The sequence below is a fragment of the Kushneria aurantia DSM 21353 genome, from assembly GCF_000382245.1.
Lineage (GTDB): Bacteria > Pseudomonadota > Gammaproteobacteria > Pseudomonadales > Halomonadaceae > Kushneria > Kushneria aurantia.
In genome coordinates, this window is the sequence record NZ_KB907862.1 from 123,508 (window position 1) to 140,592 (window position 17,085).

Annotated in this window: 15 protein-coding genes; 9 read left to right on the forward strand and 6 right to left on the reverse strand. The window is 63.5% G+C overall.

Going from position 1 to position 17,085, the window contains the following annotated elements; all coding sequences use genetic code 11:
* Position 1: 1 nt before the first annotated feature.
* Complete coding sequence (locus H146_RS0100620) at positions 2–463, forward strand: hypothetical protein (protein ID WP_019949902.1); 462 nt, start codon at positions 2–4, stop codon at positions 461–463.
* 108 nt (positions 464–571) lie between these two features.
* On the opposite strand, the gene H146_RS21805 is transcribed toward H146_RS0100620, so the two are convergent.
* Both H146_RS21805 and H146_RS0100635 read right to left on the reverse strand, forming a co-directional pair.
* Positions 572–790: a hypothetical protein gene (locus H146_RS21805; RefSeq protein WP_019949903.1), complete on the reverse strand. Its 219-nt coding sequence runs from the start codon at positions 788–790 to the stop codon at positions 572–574.
* Between the two features lie 602 nt (positions 791–1,392).
* The gene (locus H146_RS0100635) at positions 1,393–2,700 is read right to left on the reverse strand and encodes an Nramp family divalent metal transporter (RefSeq protein ID WP_019949905.1); all 1,308 of its coding nucleotides are present in this window, start codon (positions 2,698–2,700) and stop codon (positions 1,393–1,395) included.
* A 449-nt stretch (positions 2,701–3,149) separates the two neighbouring features.
* Between H146_RS0100635 and pgm the strand changes: the two genes are divergently transcribed.
* Positions 3,150–4,814 carry a phosphoglucomutase (alpha-D-glucose-1,6-bisphosphate-dependent) gene (gene pgm, locus H146_RS0100640; RefSeq protein WP_019949906.1) on the forward strand — a complete coding sequence of 555 codons (1,665 nt, stop codon included), beginning with the start codon at positions 3,150–3,152 and terminating at the stop codon, positions 4,812–4,814.
* 93 nt (positions 4,815–4,907) lie between these two features.
* Here the strand turns inward: pgm and H146_RS0100645 are convergent, their stop codons facing one another.
* Positions 4,908–5,525, reverse strand: coding sequence for a flavin reductase family protein (locus H146_RS0100645; protein ID WP_019949907.1), 618 nt, complete (start codon positions 5,523–5,525; stop codon positions 4,908–4,910).
* Positions 5,522–6,853 carry a glucosylglycerol 3-phosphatase gene (stpA, locus tag H146_RS0100650; RefSeq protein ID WP_019949908.1) on the reverse strand — a complete coding sequence of 444 codons (1,332 nt, stop codon included), beginning with the start codon at positions 6,851–6,853 and terminating at the stop codon, positions 5,522–5,524. Before stpA ends, H146_RS0100645 begins: the two co-directional genes overlap by 4 nt.
* 146 nt (positions 6,854–6,999) lie before the next feature.
* Here stpA and H146_RS0100655 point away from each other — a divergent pair, with 146 nt between their 5' ends.
* Positions 7,000–7,488 (forward strand): pyridoxamine 5'-phosphate oxidase family protein, encoded by a 489-nt coding sequence (locus tag H146_RS0100655; RefSeq protein ID WP_019949909.1) that lies wholly within the window; start codon positions 7,000–7,002, stop codon positions 7,486–7,488.
* A gap of 127 nt (positions 7,489–7,615) precedes the next feature.
* Positions 7,616–9,001, forward strand: coding sequence for a tRNA uridine-5-carboxymethylaminomethyl(34) synthesis GTPase MnmE (mnmE, locus tag H146_RS0100660; RefSeq protein WP_051090946.1), 1,386 nt, complete (start codon positions 7,616–7,618; stop codon positions 8,999–9,001).
* Positions 9,002–9,064: 63 nt separating this feature from the next.
* Here mnmE and H146_RS21135 read toward each other — a convergent pair whose 3' ends face one another.
* Complete coding sequence (locus tag H146_RS21135; RefSeq protein WP_156826633.1) at positions 9,065–9,355, reverse strand: hypothetical protein; 291 nt, start codon at positions 9,353–9,355, stop codon at positions 9,065–9,067.
* Positions 9,356–9,680: 325 nt separating this feature from the next.
* On the opposite strand from H146_RS21135, the gene H146_RS0100670 reads away from it, so the two are divergent.
* Entirely contained in the window at positions 9,681–10,580 is a 900-nt protein-coding gene (locus H146_RS0100670; protein WP_019949912.1) for a PhzF family phenazine biosynthesis protein, read from the forward strand.
* Between the two features lie 15 nt (positions 10,581–10,595).
* Here H146_RS0100670 and H146_RS0100675 read toward each other — a convergent pair whose 3' ends face one another.
* On the reverse strand, positions 10,596–11,054 hold the full coding sequence (locus H146_RS0100675; protein ID WP_019949913.1) for a carboxymuconolactone decarboxylase family protein: 459 nt from the start codon (positions 11,052–11,054) through the stop codon (positions 10,596–10,598).
* Between the two features lie 91 nt (positions 11,055–11,145).
* On the opposite strand from H146_RS0100675, the gene H146_RS20500 reads away from it, so the two are divergent.
* The 4 genes from H146_RS20500 to amt all read left to right on the forward strand — a co-directional run bounded on the left by H146_RS20500 (position 11,146) and on the right by amt (position 16,775).
* A complete protein-coding gene (locus H146_RS20500) occupies positions 11,146–11,985 on the forward strand; it encodes a helix-turn-helix domain-containing protein (protein ID WP_083920745.1) in 840 nt (279 codons plus the stop codon).
* Positions 11,986–12,002: 17 nt separating this feature from the next.
* A complete protein-coding gene (locus H146_RS21140; protein ID WP_156826634.1) occupies positions 12,003–12,209 on the forward strand; it encodes a hypothetical protein in 207 nt (68 codons plus the stop codon).
* 93 nt (positions 12,210–12,302) lie between these two features.
* Positions 12,303–13,163, forward strand: coding sequence for a DMT family transporter (locus H146_RS0100695; RefSeq protein ID WP_019949917.1), 861 nt, complete (start codon positions 12,303–12,305; stop codon positions 13,161–13,163).
* Positions 13,164–13,409: 246 nt separating this feature from the next.
* Positions 13,410–16,775, forward strand: a complete 3,366-nt coding sequence (gene amt / locus H146_RS0100700) for an ammonium transporter (protein ID WP_019949918.1) — start codon at positions 13,410–13,412, stop codon at positions 16,773–16,775.
* Positions 16,776–17,085: the final 310 nt, after the last annotated feature.

The following is a 17,085-nucleotide window of genomic DNA, read 5'->3' on the forward strand; positions in this document are numbered from 1 at the left end:
CATGACCCTGACCGAAGAGGATATCGCCTACCTCAAGGCCCACCTTGGCGAGTGGCTGGCCGAGCAGAGTCTGGGCAAGCCGCCGGCTGTCTACGAGATCGAACTACGCGAGCGCATGGTACGTGTCGAGGAGGAGCTCAGGCACCAGCGCGAACTGATGCGCGAGGGGTTTGCGCAGATGGACAGGCGCTTCGAAGAGCAGCGTCAGGATATGCTGGCCCGTTTCGAGCAGGTCGACAAACGCCTCGAAGAGCAGCGTCAGGATATGCTGGCCCGTTTCGAGCAGGTCGACAAGCGCTTCGAGCAGGTCGACAAACGCTTCGAGCAGGTCGAAAAGCGCTTCGAGCAGGTCGACAAACGCTTCGATGAGATGATGCGGCGCCACGACCGCCATTTTCTGTGGCTGATCGGTTTTATCACTACCGTCGGTGGACTGGTGATTGCGGCGGGGCAGCTTTTATAGGTCCTTCGCACTTCATGTGAACCTGGCCTGATCGAACAGGCCGCCTGCAGATGGCTTTACACCGTTCCTGGCAATTGATGTGCCAGCTCTCCTGAGGGTGGGAACATCTCATTCGCGCCCTTCGCTGTGCGCTTTTATCGATGACAGCATGCGCCGACGCAGCAGGCCGCTGACGGGGCGAATCAACCACCAGTAAGGCGTGAACTGCCGCCGCGAGGCGCGATCCGGGCAGAAAACCCGCGTCTCGGTCGTCAACCGACGGGCTCCGTTTTCCATCCCCGCCACCTGAAAGCCGAGCACCAGCCTGGCGATGCCCTCTGACGGCATCGCTCTCCATGCGCCAGACCATCACGGCGTCGAGAATGGTCGCCGCACCCGCCGTCACGCGGCAGCTGTGTCGTTCACTGAACTGATAGACCGGCAGATACTCATCGAGCAGTGACATTTTCTTCCTCAGGAAATGATGGCCGAAACCGTCCGCTTTTTGCCCCCTTCGCCCCCGTGAGACGCCCGGGAGGAGTATACGCTGAAGCCTCTCCTGCCACTCGAGATGTTCACCATGGCCGCTACCGCCCTGCTGCTGATCGACGTTCAGGCCTCTTTTCCAGCCCGCGACTACCGGGACGAGGCGCCCGCCGTCTGGCGCCGCTCACAGTCACGCTGAAGAGAGTCCCTCTTTCACACCCACATGACCAGAACCCGCCCCTTCAACTTTTCGTCACACGCCTGTGGTCTCATGCCTTGCGTTCCCACCACGCTCCACCGCAAGGAGACATCGCGTGAAACTTTCATGGCGCGTTCAGGCATTGATCGTAATGGCCGTCGTCGTTTACGCGACGGCCCGGACGGTGCGTACCATGGCCATGAGCCTGGGCGTTCGAGCACGCCACTCCTGACCCGCCCCGGGCGCCGGGCATGGCGGCCACTTCTCAGCCGCCGAACAACGTCTGATACAGCAGAAAAAGATTCAGCGCGATAATCGCCACGGCTATTACCCAGGCGACACCGGTCGTCACCCGATGATTGACCAGCGACCCCATAAGCTGGCGGTTCGAGCAGAAGATCACCAGCGGGATCAGGGCGAAGGGAATGCCGAATGACAGCACCACCTGGCTCATGATCAGCGCCGTGGTCGGGTCGACGCCCATGGCCAGAATCGCCAGTGCCGGCAGCATGGTGACAAGGCGCCGCAGAAACAGGGGAATGCTGCGGTTGATATAGCCCTGCATGATGATCTGACCACTCAGGGTGCCGACCGACGAGCTGGACAGCCCGCTGGCCAGCAGGCCAACGCCGAACAGCACCGCCGCGAAGGTGCCGGCCTGATCGCCCAGCCGGGCGAAGGCGCCCTCCAGCGTCGAGACCGTCTCGCCGGTGGCGTAAAAAAGGCCGGCGGCCATCACCAGCATGGCGCCGTTGATGACTCCGGCGATCGCCATGGCGATGAGAATATCCACCAGCTCATAGCGAAAGATGCGTCGCCGTTCGGCATCGTTACGGCCCACCACGCGGCGCTGGGTGAGAGCCGAGTGGAGATAGATCACATGCGGCATGACCGTCGCCCCCAGAATGCCGGCGGCCAGCAGCACGCTGTCGGCGCCCTCGAAGCGGGGTACGAAAAGGCCGTGTGCCAGAGCACCGCCGTCGGGTGCGGCAATGGCAACTTCATAGGCGAAGGCCACCACGACCACTCCGACCATCGCGGTAATGCCGGCCTCCAGCCAGCGAAAGCCGCGCCGCTGCAGTTCCAGAATCACGAACGACGCTACCCCGGTCATCAGCGCCGCCGGAAACAGCGCAATACCAAACAGCAGATGCAGCCCCAGGGCGCCGCCGATGAACTCCGCCAGGTCGGTGGCAATGGCGACGATCTCGGCCTGAATCCACAGCCCTGCCGTCACCGCCCGGGGGAAGCGCTGACGGCTGACCTCGGGAAGATTGTAGCCGGTGGCAATGCCCAGCCTGGCCGACATGGACTGGATGATCACCGCCATGAGATTCGACAGCGCAATCACCCACAGCAGCATATAGCCGTATGTCGAACCGGCCTGGATATTGGTGGCAAAGTTGCCGGGGTCGATATAGGCCACGGCGGCAATGAAGGCCGGACCAAGAAAGGGCAGCAGCCCCCTGAGCCCCCGCTTGTGCCCATCCAGCGCTGCGCGCGCCGAGTGGATGGTGGCACTCTCGCCGGGCAGCGGCGTGCTGCCCGTATCGCTATGGCGCAAGTGACTCATGCCCTCACCTTCTTTCGCGCCCACCGAACGCTCCCTGCCCGCATCATATCCCTGCCTTCCTGTGTCTACCGTCTCGTCGACCTGTTGACAGTGCTGTTTCGCCGGCCTGTCCGGGCCATTTGTTTCTCGAGTTATAAAACTTAACCTTGGATTAATTTATATAGCGCGCTCGGTTAAAGTCAATTGCTCGACAACAATCGTCTGGCAACCGTGGATATCGCTTGCAACCTGCCAGCAGCCTGTCGGGCTTGACCGATCGTCGCGAAAATGACGGATTTTGAGCCGGTTTGATCGCTCGGATGAGGCGAATAGCCCGCTATTTAACGAGTCCGAGCGCATGAAACAGGCCAAAAGCCCGGGGTTTGCAGCCGATCAGCGTTAAGTCCGACAGGCTGCTAGACTGACCATTATCGACTGGAACAAAAAATCATGTCCCGGAGGCAAGCCGTATGAGCATCGACCCTCAGGCAGGACAACTGCCCGACGAACACCGTCTCGCCAATCTGCCGCGGCTGGTGTCGCGCTACTACAGCGAGCGCCCCGATGCAGACATCCCTGCCCAGCAGGTCGCCTTCGGCACCTCCGGCCATCGCGGCTCATCTCTCAACAACAGTTTCAACGAGTGGCACATTCTCGCCACCACCCAGGCCATCTGCGACTACCGCGAAGGCCAGAGTATCGATGGCCCGCTGTTTATCGGCATGGATACCCACGCCCTCTCCGAGCCGGCCTTCGTCTCGGCGTTGGAGGTGCTGGCCGCCAACGGCGTGGAGACGCGCATTGATGCCGGTTGCGAGGAGACCGGCGGGGAACCGGGCTATACCCCCACACCGGCCCTTTCGAATGCCATCCTGATGTACAACCTGGGGCGCCACAGCGGCCTGGCCGACGGCATCATCATCACGCCGTCGCACAACCCGCCCACCGACGGCGGCTTCAAGTACAACCCCACCAACGGCGGTCCGGCGGATACCGGCGTGACCAAATGGATACAAAACCGCGCCAATGAACTGCTTGCCGACGGCCTGCGCGGCGTGCGTCGGGTGGATCACGCCGACGCGCTCGAAGCCGGGACGACCCAGCGTTTTGATTTTATCGAGCACTATATCGGTGGGCTCGACCGGGTGATCGACATGAAGGCGATCCGCGAGTCGGGGCTGACGTTCGCGGTCGACCCGCTGGGCGGTGCCGGGGTGCACTACTGGCCGCGTATCGCCGCCAGATATGAGCTGCCGCTGGAGGTGCTCTCCACCACCGTCGACCCCTCCTTCCGCTTCATGCGTCTCGACTGGGACGGCAAAATCCGCATGGACTGCTCCTCGCCGCACGCCATGGCGGGGCTGATCGAAAATCGCGAGCGCTTCGACGTCTGCTTCGCTTGCGATACCGACCACGACCGCCACGGCATCATTACCCGCTCTTCGGGGCTTTTGAATCCCAACCACTACCTGGCGGTGGCGATCGAGTATCTCTTCAGCCATCGCCCGCAGTGGGGCGCTCAAACCGGCATCGGCAAGACGCTGGTGTCGTCGTCGATGATCGATTACGTGGCCGAGGCGCTCGACCGCCGGCTGGTCGAGGTGCCCGTGGGCTTCAAGTGGTTCGTCGACGGTCTGATCGAGGGCAGTCTCGGCTTCGGCGGCGAGGAGTCGGCCGGCGCCTCCTTCCTGACCATCGACGGCCGCGCCTGGTCGACCGACAAGGACGGTATCATCGCCGGCCTGCTGGCGGCCGAGATCACTGCCGTGACCGGCCAGGATCCGGGCGAGCGCTATCGGGCGCTGACCGACCGACACGGCGCGCCGGTCTATGCCCGCATCGATGCGCCCGCCGACCGCGAGCAGAAGGCCAAGCTGGGCAGGCTGTCGCCTGAGCAGGTCACGGCCGACAGCCTCGCCGGCCACCCCATCACCCGCACGCTGACCGAAGCGCCCGGCAACGACGCACCGATCGGCGGCCTCAAGGTGGTCACCGAGGCGGGCTGGTTCGCCGCCCGCCCTTCGGGCACCGAGGATGTCTACAAGATCTATGCCGAAAGCTTCGAAGGCGAGGAGCACCTGGCGCGCATCCAGCAGGAAGCGAAAGCGCTGGTCGACAGCGTGCTGGGAGGCTGATCGGTATGAAAAGAACAGGGGCCGGTGACTGCCGGCCCCTTTTCGCGGCGCGCCGAGCCGCATAAAGTTACGCAGCCACTTTTCGGCCGATGCTTATCCCGGCCGCTGCATCTCGAAGCGCACGTCGTCGGTCACGGTGAAGTAGGTCGCGGGCCCACCGGCGCGCATGATCGGCTCTGCTGCCGCCGTCTGGTAGACACCGTCTTTCAGCATGGCGGTATCGATATGCACGCCCACCACCTCGCCGAGCACCAGCCAGCTGTCGAGCTTCTCACCGGCGGCGGACTTAAGCCGGATCAGCTGCGACAGCCGGCACTCGAAGGCAACCGGCGTCTCCTGCACCCGTGGCGTTTTGATTACCCGCGAAGCGGCAGGTGTCAGACCGGCGAGCTCGAACTCGTCGACCGACGCCGCGACCCCGGCGCTGGAGTGGTTCATCGCCTCACCCAGCCGGCGGGTAGCAAGATTCCAGCAGAACTCGCCGCTCGCCTCGATATTGGCCACGCTGTCCTTCCAGCCGGCGCTGGCAAACCCGATGATCGGCGGCGCGGCGCAGAAGGCGTTGAAGAAGCTGTAAGGGGCAAGATTGCGCACCCCCTGCTCGCTCTGCGACGAAACCCAGCCGATCGGGCGCGGGGCGATGATCGCCTTGAAGGGGTCGTGGGGCAGGCCGTGGCCGCGGCGCGGCTCGTAGAAGTGACAATCGCTCATTGGGGCTCCTTTCCCGAGGCGCGCGCCGCGAGCGCGCAGAAAAAATCGACATACTGGGTGTAGCCGTCGGGAAACATCACGTCCAGCGTCAGTTCGTCGTCGGGGTCGGTGATGCCCGCCACTCCCGGCCAGGGGTCGATGTCGGCGCCGTCGGCAAAGCGCGCCAGCAACGCGGCGTCGACACCCGGACGGCGCACCTCGCCGGCGCTGCTGTCGACGAAAAGCACCCGATTGTCGCGCTCGAAGGCGCGCCCCAGCTGCTGCACCAGGGTGAGAAAGCCGCGGTCGCTGCCGCCGCGATGCCACTCGCCCTCTTCCTGCAGTGAGGTGACCGTATCGCCGACGCCGATCAGGGTCGGCATGTCGGCCGGGTCGATATGCTGGCGCACCAGCGCCACCAGGCCGGCGAGATCGCGCGGCGCCTGGCGAGCGTTGAACGCCTCACCCAGCGGATAGCGCCCGCTGCGGGCATGGATATGACGATTGAGCAGCGCCAGCACGCCGGCCTCCTTGACCGCGCCGCTGAGCATCAGCTGAAAATCGGTGGTACCGGCCTGGTGCTCGTCGCCATCGCGCAGCCGCTCGTGGCCGGCCGCATCGCGCCCGGCATTGGGCGCGTAGTGCATGAAGAAGGCACCCTCGAGACCACGCGCCTCGGCGTCCTTGATCACGCCATCCATGAAGGCCGCCACGCGCCGCTGCAAAGTCCGCCAGTCAGCGGGACGGTCGGCCAGTCGCTGATAGCAGCCGTTGAGATTGAGCGTCGGCGAGGCAGGATTATCCAGCACCGCCGAGGCGATCAGCCGTTCACGCTCGTCAAACGGCAGTTCGAAGGGTGCAGCGGCAAGACAGCCGCGCAAAAACTCGGCGCCAAGCCTGGGCACCTCGCGTAGAAAATCCAGCTCCGCCTCGCTGACGCCGGGGTGCTCGACGCCCCCGTAGCGGTCCTGCCACTGCACCCCGCCAGCGGCCAGGCCGGGCAAATAGAGGCCGTAGCGGCGCGCCTCGTCGGCACTGCCCAGCGAGCGCTCGACGATGGCATTCACGCCGCGCGCACCGATATGTTCGCCGTTGGTCAGCACATGGAAGTGGTCGTTGAGCCGCCCCGCCGCCTCCAGATAGCGCCGCTCCAGCCGGCGCGTGAGGGGGTCGCGCACCAGCCCCATGCAGACGCCATCGAGATCCTGAATGATCAGCAGGTTGTCGATCGTCGCCAGTTCGTTGAGCAGGGCGCGATGATCGGTCGAAAAGAAACGGTTGTGCGTCATGAGATCGTGGCCGGCGCGGCTGTCCATATAGCGGGCGATGGCGTCAGTATAGCGCGGCATCCGAGCCGTGAATTCAACGCCTCTCGTTCGCTCCGGTTTGCCACCGTTGGGTAGCGGAACTAATCTTTCGGAAGCCGCCACGAGGCGCCGGCAGGCGCATCCAAAGGAATACCCCACTCAGCAATGGACGGCCGCAGGAGGCAACCATGTCAAGCCCGGAGCACAAGCAGAAAATCTGGAACCTGATCAAGGAGATCAGCGTCGGCATGCTGGTCACCCTGGATGATGGTGTACCGCGAGCACGCCCCATGCATCTGGTCCAGGAGGCCTACGACGGCACGCTCTGGTTCTATACCAAACGCAGCGCCGAGAAATCCTTCGAGGCCGAAGCGGATCGTGACGTCTGCATCACCTTTTCCGATCAGGAAGAGGGGGTCTATGTCTCCATGTCCGGCAGGGCTCGCCTGCGCAGCGACAGCGAGCTGATCGACAAATACTGGAACCCGTTCGTCGCGGCCTGGTTCGACGGTGGCCGGGAAGATCCCGATATCGCCCTCATGGAGATCGATATCGACTTCGGCGAGCACTGGCAGTCGAAGGAGAGCAAGGCGTTCCAGCTCTACGAGATCGCCAAATCGAACGTTAAAAAAGAGCACAAACCGGATATGGGCGAGAACGAAAAGTTCGGTCATTAACCCAGCCGAGACGCGATTCGCCTGAACAACGCCCCGGCCCGAATCCCCCCGATTCGGGCCGGCATGGCTTGCAGCACCCGCACCCGGCAGCGGACAATCCCGTCACGGCGGCGGCTGGCGCTGCCCCATGACTCCTCTCTCAGGCTCTGCCATGCTCGATCAGGACACCATCAGCGCGCTGGCCACGCCGCCGGGACGTGGCGGCGTCGGCATTATTCGCCTCTCCGGCAAGCGCAGCGGCGAGATCGCCCGCGCCATGCTCGGCTTCGCCCCCGAGCCACGGCGCGCCCACTACGCTCCCTTTCTCGGCGGCGACGGCGAGGTACTCGATGAGGGCATCGCGCTGTGGTTTCCCGCCCCCCACTCCTTCACCGGCGAGGACGTGCTGGAGCTGCAGGGCCACGGCGGCCCGGTGATCATGGACTGGCTGCTGGAGCGCACCGTGACGCTGGGCGCACGGCTGGCACGGCCCGGCGAGTTCTCCGAGCGCGCCTTTCTGAACGACAAGCTCGACCTCGCCCAGGCGGAGGCGATCGCCGATCTGATCGAGGCCAGCTCCCGCGCCGCTGCCGAAAACGCCCTGCACTCGCTACAGGGTGAGTTCTCCACCCGGGTGCAGACGCTGGTGCAACGGCTGATCGAACTGCGCGTCTATGTCGAGGCCGCGATCGACTTTCCCGAGGAGGAGATCGACTTTCTCGGCGACGGCCGGGTGGCGCAGAGGCTCTCGGCGGTGTGCGAAAGCCTGGCCGAGGTGCGTGCCAGCGCCGCCCAGGGGGCGCTGATGCGCGAGGGCATGAGCGTGGTGATCGCCGGGCGCCCCAACGCCGGCAAATCAAGCCTTCTGAACGCCCTGACCGAGCAGGAGACCGCTATCGTCACCGATATCGCCGGCACCACCCGCGACGTGCTGCGCGAGCACATCCACCTCGACGGCATGCCGCTGCACGTGATCGATACCGCCGGTTTGCGTGACACCCCCGACGCGGTGGAAAGAATCGGCGTGGCGCGCGCCTGGAGCGAGATCGAGCGTGCCGACCGGGTGCTGCTGATGGTCGACAGCCGCGAGAGCGACGCCGTTGACCCAATGGCGATCTGGCCCGAGTTCGTCGCCCGCCTGCCCGACCCCTCGAAGCTCACACTGGTGCGCAACAAGATCGACGAGAGCGGCGAAAGCGCCGAACCGGACTTCTCCGCCATGCCGCCGGTGATCCGCCTGTCGGCGACCACCGGCGCAGGTGTGGAAAGTCTGAAAGCGCATCTGAAGGAGGTGATGGGCTATCAGGCCACCAGCGAAGGGCGCTTCTCCGCCCGACGCCGCCACCTGGAGGCACTGGATCGCGCCGGACAGGCACTCACCCACGGCGTCGAACAGCTTGCCGGCGCGGGTGCCGGGGAACTTCTGGCGGAGGACCTGCGCGCCGCCCAGGACGCCCTTGGCGACATCACCGGTGAATTCAGCGCCGATGAACTACTGGGGGAGATTTTCGGCAGTTTCTGTATTGGTAAGTGAAACGGCCAAAAAGATCGAAAAGCATCCAACAAAATAAAAATAAGCCATTGTTTTTAACACAATTTATTCTATTTCCCAGCAGGCAGTACCGGTTTGATCAGGTGTTGCATTCAGAATTGGCGGCCAAGCTTTCCCGGCAAGAGTTGTCCTGCTTACCCCAACGCGGGAACTGGAAAGCGCAAGGCGGAATTTCTGGAGGCCGAGCTGGCCAGGGATATTGATCGGCGTAACTTCATCCCCAACCTTCTCGTAGGAGATGCCTATCCACAACTTGGTCAACGGGTCGATGTGCTTCCTTCGCAAGCGCTGTTCAAGCCCGGTCACCCGATTGGGGTTCGGTTTTCGACGTGCCATCAAACCTGACATCCTGCTGCCTGGAGGGCGCCAACTCTACAACGCTCCTATGCTAAATAGCGCCGCCCAATGCAGTATCGACCGATCCATCGTCGCTCCAGGTCAGAAAGTGGCGCTCGACAGCCAACAGCAAGGTGTTCTGAATCACGAGATGACACCATCCCCTACGGTCTGGCCGTTACGCTGGAAGCGAAGGAAGACATTCCGATCTATCAGCAGGTCCGGGCACGCATCAAACCGCAGGTGCGCATCGCACCCGGTATCTAAAAACATTACCCAGAAATGGAAAAAATTAACCTCCTTCATCGAAAGGTAAGCTCTCGCCATGCCCTCGACAGCCTCGCCCCATCCCTTCGCGAATCGCACTGCTCACCGTTACTATCTGCTGGATGTCTTCACCGATACGCCCTTCGCCGGTAATCCACTTGCGGTGTTCACTGAGGCCGAAACACTCGATGGCGCCACCATGGCGCGTATCGCCGGAGAGCTGAATCTCTCCGAAACGGTTTTTATTACCCGCCATGAATCCCCCGAGCGGGTACATCTGCGCATCTTCACGCCGGGGTGTGAACTGCCCTTTGCCGGCCACCCCACCATCGGCACCGCCTGCCTGCTGCGTGCGCTGGGCCGTCATGACGGCAGTTCGCCTTTGACCCTGGTGGAAGGTGTCGGCGATGTCCCCATCCACTTCGACAGCAATCTGGCCCGATTGATTACGGCGCAACCCTTGAACGTACGGCCGAGCACACTGACACCGCCGCAGGCCGCCGCGGTCCTCGGCCTCGACGAGGCCGCTATCGTCGGCGCACCGGTCATCGCCTCCTGCGGCGTGCCCTATCACCTGATCGAATTGACCGATCGTGATCAGTTGGCGCGGATCGAGCTTGATAGCGCCGTGCTCAAATCCTGCTGTCCCGACCCGGCAACCAGCTATCTGTACGCCTTCGTGGATGAGGGCGAGTACCACCTGCGCGCACGCATGTTCGCGCCCCTGACCGGCACTCCGGAGGACCCCGCCACCGGCAGTGCTGCCGCGCCGCTGATCGGTTATCTCGCGTCGCGACATAAAGACACGCCAGTGCTCGACTGGCAGATAACCCAGGGGGTCGAGATGGGCCGCCCAAGCCACATCCAGGGCCGGGTCGAGCGTCATGGCGGTGGTATCAGCGCCATTCACATCGCCGGCGGGGCGCTGGTGGCCGGCGAGGGTGCGCTCTATCTCTGAGAGGCAACGGCGTTTTTACGACCCCCTATCATACCCGGGCACCGGCGCAAAGGAGACACCAAAGCGATTCCAGGCGTTGATAGTTGCCACCGCCAGCGTGAGGTTCACCAGCTGTGGCTCGGAGAAATGCCGCCGCATCTCATCAAAAAGGGTTGTTTCGACGCCCTCTGACAGCAGCGTGTTGGCCTCCGTCCAGGCCAGCGCAGCACGCTCACGCGGAGTAAAGAAAGGAGTCTCCCGCCAGACGCATAACGCGTACAGGCGCTGCTCGGTTTCTCCCTGACGGCGAGCGTCACGGCTGTGTAGATCGACGCAGAAGGCGCAGCGGTTGAGTTGGGATGCGCGGATCCTGATCAGCTCCATGAGCGAGGGCTCGATACCCTGCTCGGTATCGCACTGCGCGACCAGATAGTCATCCAGCCTCCGGATCGCTTTTATGGCACCAGGGGCCGCGTTTCGATAATCCATACGCATGAGGGGCTCTCCTTCATTCATTGCGAGAGACCAGTGTGCAGATCGTTACCGCCGCGCTATTGTAGATTTTCGACATTTCGCGAGATTCGCCATGTCCCTGCCCGCCGAAGACATGCCCCACCTTGCCCACTTTGTCACGCTCCCGCCGAGCCCGGCATTGGCCGCTCATGTGCAGTGCTTCTGGTGGCTCAGAGGCTTTACAGATGTCGATGCCAGCGTGCAGTTGCTCCATCCGGACGGCGGCAGCGGCATTATCTTCAACTTTGCCGATCCGCTCGGCCTGAATGATCGTCTTTATGCTCATCGTATGCTGATCTGTGGCCCGCAGATGGCGACCACACGTTTGCGGCTGCCACACCGGGTCGATCTGCTGGGAGTGCGTCTGCAGCCCGGCAGGGGGGCACATTGTCTCGGCAGTCGGCTGGACAGGCTGTGTGGCTATCAGGGTCACGATAGCGCCGAGGCGCGCTGGCAGCGCCTGACGGATCGTCTTGCCGAGGCGGACAGGACAATACAGCAACGACTTATCGAGGCCGAGCTGCTGACGCTTGTGCAGCGTCCACTGCAAAAGGCAGCGCCGGTAAAACATCTACTCCATCTTATCGCCGAAAGCCGCGGTCAGCGCCGCATCCTGGAGCTGATGCAGGGGTGTTCCATCAGTCAGAGACAGCTTGAACGACTGTTTCTCCGCCAGGTCGGGCTGACTCCCAAACAGTACAGCCGCACTCAACGCGTAGCGCTCGTCCGCCACCGTCTGAAGGCGGGAACAGGCCTGCTGGCAACGGCACTGGCATGCGGCTATAGCGATCAGGCGCACTGTATTCACGACTTCAGCGCCGTCGTGGGAATGACCCCCGGACAGTATCGGCGCCGCGCTCTGTCTGGACGTCCTGATTCAACAATGATAGCTTCAACAATGAATCACCCATGAACCACCACGGAATTTCCATGTCGCCACTTGCCACGCACCACAGCTTCTATCGCGTCGCCGCTTTCGCGGCGGCAGTGGTGCGTGCGGCGACAATATCCCCTCCCTTCTCATCTGTTGCGCGCCGGGTCGCGTTCGTTGCACCGCCTCGTGTTGTGGCGGCCGTTGCAGCGATCGTCGCTGCCGGCGTCGGCGTTTATCCGCCGCGCCGGGTCGCGCTGGGCTGATCAGGCCCGATTTCCTCCCGCTCGCCGGGCCATGTGTCGACGCTGAAGGCGTCCGGCAGCGGGTCGTGACGTTTCGACAGATGAGAATATCCCATGACAACTTCCGTTTTGCGGGGCAGCTTCGCCCCCATGACGCTGTTCGTGCTGCTGTGGGGCAGCGCGCCGGTCATCACTCGCTGGGGGCTGGACCACGCCTCCCCGCTTGCCTTTCTTGTTCTGCGCTTCGCGCTGGCGCTACTCGCTCTGCTGGCGATCGGCGCACGCTATCGCCGCTGGCTGCCACCGCGCGGCAGCCGTCTGCGCACCACCGGCACCGGGCTTGTGCTGATCGGCGGCTATGCGGTGTGCTACTTCAGGGCGCTGGATAGCGGCATCACTCCCGGCCTGCTGGCCACCCTGCTGGGCATCCAGCCGCTTTTGACCCTGCTGCTCACCGAGCGGCGCTTTTCGCTCTGGCGGCTGGCCGGGCTTTCACTGTCGCTGACCGGACTGGCGCTGGTAGTGCTCGAAAGCCTGCTGGCGGCGCGGGTATCGACTATCGGCATGGCCTTCGCGCTGGGCGCACTGACCTGCATGACGCTGGGTGCGATCAGCCAGAAGCGGTTGCAGCTGCCGCCGCGCGAGGTACTGCCACTGCAGTATGCGGTCAGCCTGGTGCTTTTTCTGGTACTGCTGCCACTGGAACCGATGCGGCTGGCGTGGCAGCCCGGACTGATCGTGCCGGTGCTGTGGATGGCGCTGGTGGTCTCGGTGCTGGCACAGCTGCTGCTCTACCGACTGATTCGTGACGGCAATCTGGTCAACGTCACCAGTCTGTTCTACCTGGTGCCGATCGTCACCGCCGTACTCGACTATCTGATCCTCGGCAATGTGCTGTCGCCGAGCGCCCTCCTCGGCATGGCTGCCATCCTGGGCGGCGTGGCAATGGTTTTTGGCAGCCATCGACGTCACTGATCGCAACCTCATATCGAACGGGCCCGCCATCGGGCCCGTTCGATTTTTATGTCACAAGAAGGCAAACTGACCACTCAATATAATTCGGGATGATTGCGTTTATCGCGACCGATCTGCTCGGGCGGCCGTGCTTTTGCGCGGGGAAACAAGCGACATACCGATATCATAGAATTCAAGAGCTCCGGCTCCCGGCCGAAACGACGTATAGGTCCGATTCCAATAACAATGACTTCAGAGCTCTGAGCCATGGACACTGCTTCAACGATCGACAGCCTGTGGGTATCGATAAGCGCCCTGCTGGTATTTCTGATGCAGGCCGGCTTTTTGTGTCTGGAAGCCGGCCTGACGCGCAGCAAAAACGCCATTAACGTGGCGATGAAAAACGTCAGCGATTTTGCCGTCTCGATTATGGCGTTCTGGCTGGCGGGCTTCGGCGTGATGTTCGGTATCGATCACGCCGGCTGGATCGGTCTCGATCTCTACGTGCCGGACTTCATGTCGGCCGACGGCGTTCAACTGGCCACGTTCTTTCTTTTTCAGTGCATGTTCTGCGCCACCGCCGCTACGATCGTATCGGGGGCAGTGGCCGAGCGCATGCCGTTTGGCGCTTATCTGGTGATCGCACTGCTGGTCAGCGTGCTGCTCTACCCGATGTTCGGCCACTGGGCCTGGGGCGGCTTCTGGAGCGGCGAGCCAGGCTGGCTGGAAGCGCTGGGCTTCGTCGATTTCGCCGGCTCGACGGTGGTCCACAGCCTGGGCGGCTGGGTAGCGCTGGCGGCGCTGCTGCATATCGGCCCGCGTCGCGGCCGCTTTATTGCGGGCGAGGCGCCGCGCCGCATTCCGGCCAGCAATATGCCGCTCTCCATGCTGGGCGTTCTGCTGCTCTTTTTCGGCTGGTTCGGCTTCAACGGCGGCAGCACGCTTGCCTTCGACGAGCGGGTCCCATTCATCCTGCTCAATACCCTGATGGCCGGCGTTGCCGGCACTCTGAGCGCCCTGCTGTGGGGCTGGCGACGTGACGGCCACGTCGACCCCTGTCTGGCGCTCAACGGCACTATCGCCGGGCTTGTGGCCGTCACCGCAGGCGCTCACGCCCTGGCATTGCCGGAAGCGGTACTGGTCGGTGCGCTGGGCGGGCTTTTGATGCTGGCGGCCGACAACGCGCTGCTCAAATATCGTATCGATGACGGCATCGGCGCCATTCCGGCCCATCTGGCGCCGGGGATCTGGGGGACGCTGGCCGTCGGCCTGCTGGGCGATCCACACCGGCTGGGTACCGGCCTCGGCCCCTGGGCGCAGACCGGCGTGCAACTGCTCGGCATCCTCGTCTGTGCCCTGTGGGGACTGGGCGTGGCGTGGCTGCTGTTTGGTGGCATGAAGGGCCTGATGGCGCTACGCGTCAGCGCCGACGACGAGGAGATGGGCCTCAATGTCACCGAGCACGGCGCCCGCAGCGAGCTTTTCGAACTGCTCGAGGCCATGCGCGATCACGAGCGACGCGGTGACATCGGCGCGCAGGTGGCCGCCGATCCCTTCACCGAGGTAGGCCAGATCGCCGCCGGTTATAACCGCGTCTGCCGGGCGCTGGAGCGCGCCGTGGCGCGTACCCGGGCGATAGTGCGGCATATGCGCGACGGTGTCGTCACCTGGCGCGCCGATGGCACCCTGACCTCTCTCAACCCGGGAGCGGAGGCGCTTTTCGGCGTCTGCGCCGATCAACTCATCGGTACGCCGGTCGAGCAGCTGTTGAAACGGCCAGCGCCAGCGACCGGGGAGCGCTGCGAACTGCGCCTGTACCACAGCGGCGAGGCGCGCTCACTGGAGATCCAGATCAGTGAGGGGGTGGCCGACTCGGAAGCGGCATTCTCGGGCATGGTGCGCGATATCACCGAGCGCAAGCGGCTCGAGGAGCAGCTCGGCCGCGAGCGCGAACTGGCCAACGTCACCCTGGCGTCGATCGGCGATGGCGTGATCACCACCGACGACAGCGGCCTGGTCACCTTTATCAACGCCGAGGCCGAGCGGCTGACCGGCTGGCGCCATGAAGAGGCCCGGGGCGTGCCGGTGGCACTTGTCTATACGTTGCTTGACGAAGACAGTGGCCGCCGCCTCGACAATCACGCCCGCCGAGTGCTGGCCAGCGGCCAGTCTCATATCAGCGAGCAGACACACCTGCTGGTTGCCCGCGATGGTCAGCGCTATCCGGTACAGGATAGCGTCTCGCCGATCCGGCCCGGCCACGGTTTTACGGTCGGCGTGGTCGTGGTCCTGCGCGACCACAGCGCCACTCACAATCTGACCCGGCAGCTCAACTATCAGGCCAGCCATGATGACCTGACCGGACTGGTCAATCGGCGCGAATTCGAAGATCGCCTCGCACAGGCCCTGCGCTGCGAATCCACCCCGGGCGCGCTCTGCTATCTGGATCTTGATCGCTTCAAGATCGTCAACGACACCTGCGGCCACCAGGCCGGCGACGAGCTGCTGCGTCAGATCTCCGATCTGCTGCGCGAGAGCATCCGTGACAGCGATGTCGTGGCCCGACTGGGGGGCGATGAGTTTGGCCTGCTGCTGCATGACTGCCAGCTCGACGATGCGCGCCGCGTCGCGGAGAAGATTCGCCGTCGCATCGAGACGTTTCGTTTCCACTGCAACGGTCAAAACTTTCAGGTAGGGGCCAGCATGGGGCTGACCGCTCTGAGCAGCGATGAGGGCCGGCACAGCCTGAGCACCCTGCTGGGCGCCGCCGATGCCGCCTGTTATATCGCCAAGGAGTCCGGTCGCAACCGAATATGTCTCGCCGATGAGCAGGCAACCGCCGCGCCCCTGCCCCACCAGACAGACGCCGCGCAACGCCTGCAGGCGGCGCTGGACGAGGATCGACTGCGTCTTCACGTTCAACCCGTGGTTGCCGTCGACGGCGCCCCCGACAGGGCCACCCATCACGAATTTCTGGTTCGCCTCAAGGAGGAGAAGCGGCTTGTCTATCCCGGCAGCTTCCTGCCTACCGCCGAACGCTACGGCCTGAGCGTCGAGATCGACCGCTGGGTGACCCGCAACGCCCTTGCCTGGCTCTCGGATCAGTACCGCGCCGGCCGACTCGAGTCAGGGCGGGTCTGGTCGATCAACCTGACCGCCGCCGCCATCGATGATGACCGCTTCCAGGATGAGCTGATCGAGCGTATCGACAGCGCTGCCCTGCCCGCCGGGGCGCTCTGCTTCGAGTTTAATGAAAGCGCCGTGAACGCCAGACTCAAGGCTGCCGGAGCCCTGTTTGCGCGCCTTCACCACAGCGGCTGTCTGATCGCCCTCGACAATTTCGACCCCAACTTCTCTGCGCTGCAGTGGATACGCTCGCTGCCGATCCACTATCTCAAGATCAACTGCGACGAGCTGATCGCCGTCGAAGCCGACACCATCTCCCGTGCCATGCTGAAAGCGATCAACACCCTGAAGGAGCTGATGGGCGTCACAATCGTCGTCAAGCGCATCGAACAGCATGATGTCCTGACGCAGTTTCAGAGTCTGCAGATCGACTTCCTCCAGGGGTTCATGATCGAGCCGCCACAACCGCTCGAGAATATGGGGTCGCTGCACCGCATGCCACGCTGAGCACCACGCCGGCCGCCCCTACCAGGGCATCACGCCCTCATCGTTGAAAACGCTCGCGCAGTGAAAGCCCGCTATCCATATCCAAAAACAGGCCGGCCTCACCCGTTCACTCGCCGATTGTCACTATATGTAACGCACCGCCGCTGCTCGAAGGCCGGTCCACAGTGACGGGGGTACGCCGTATCCCGCTTGAAAATCATGTAATATCAGGAGGTCACGTATTCACCGGAAGCCACTGACAGCAAGTGGCGCAGGCAGTCGACACACGTTGTTACTGTCACGGTGTCGGGGACGGCAGAAGGCAAAACTC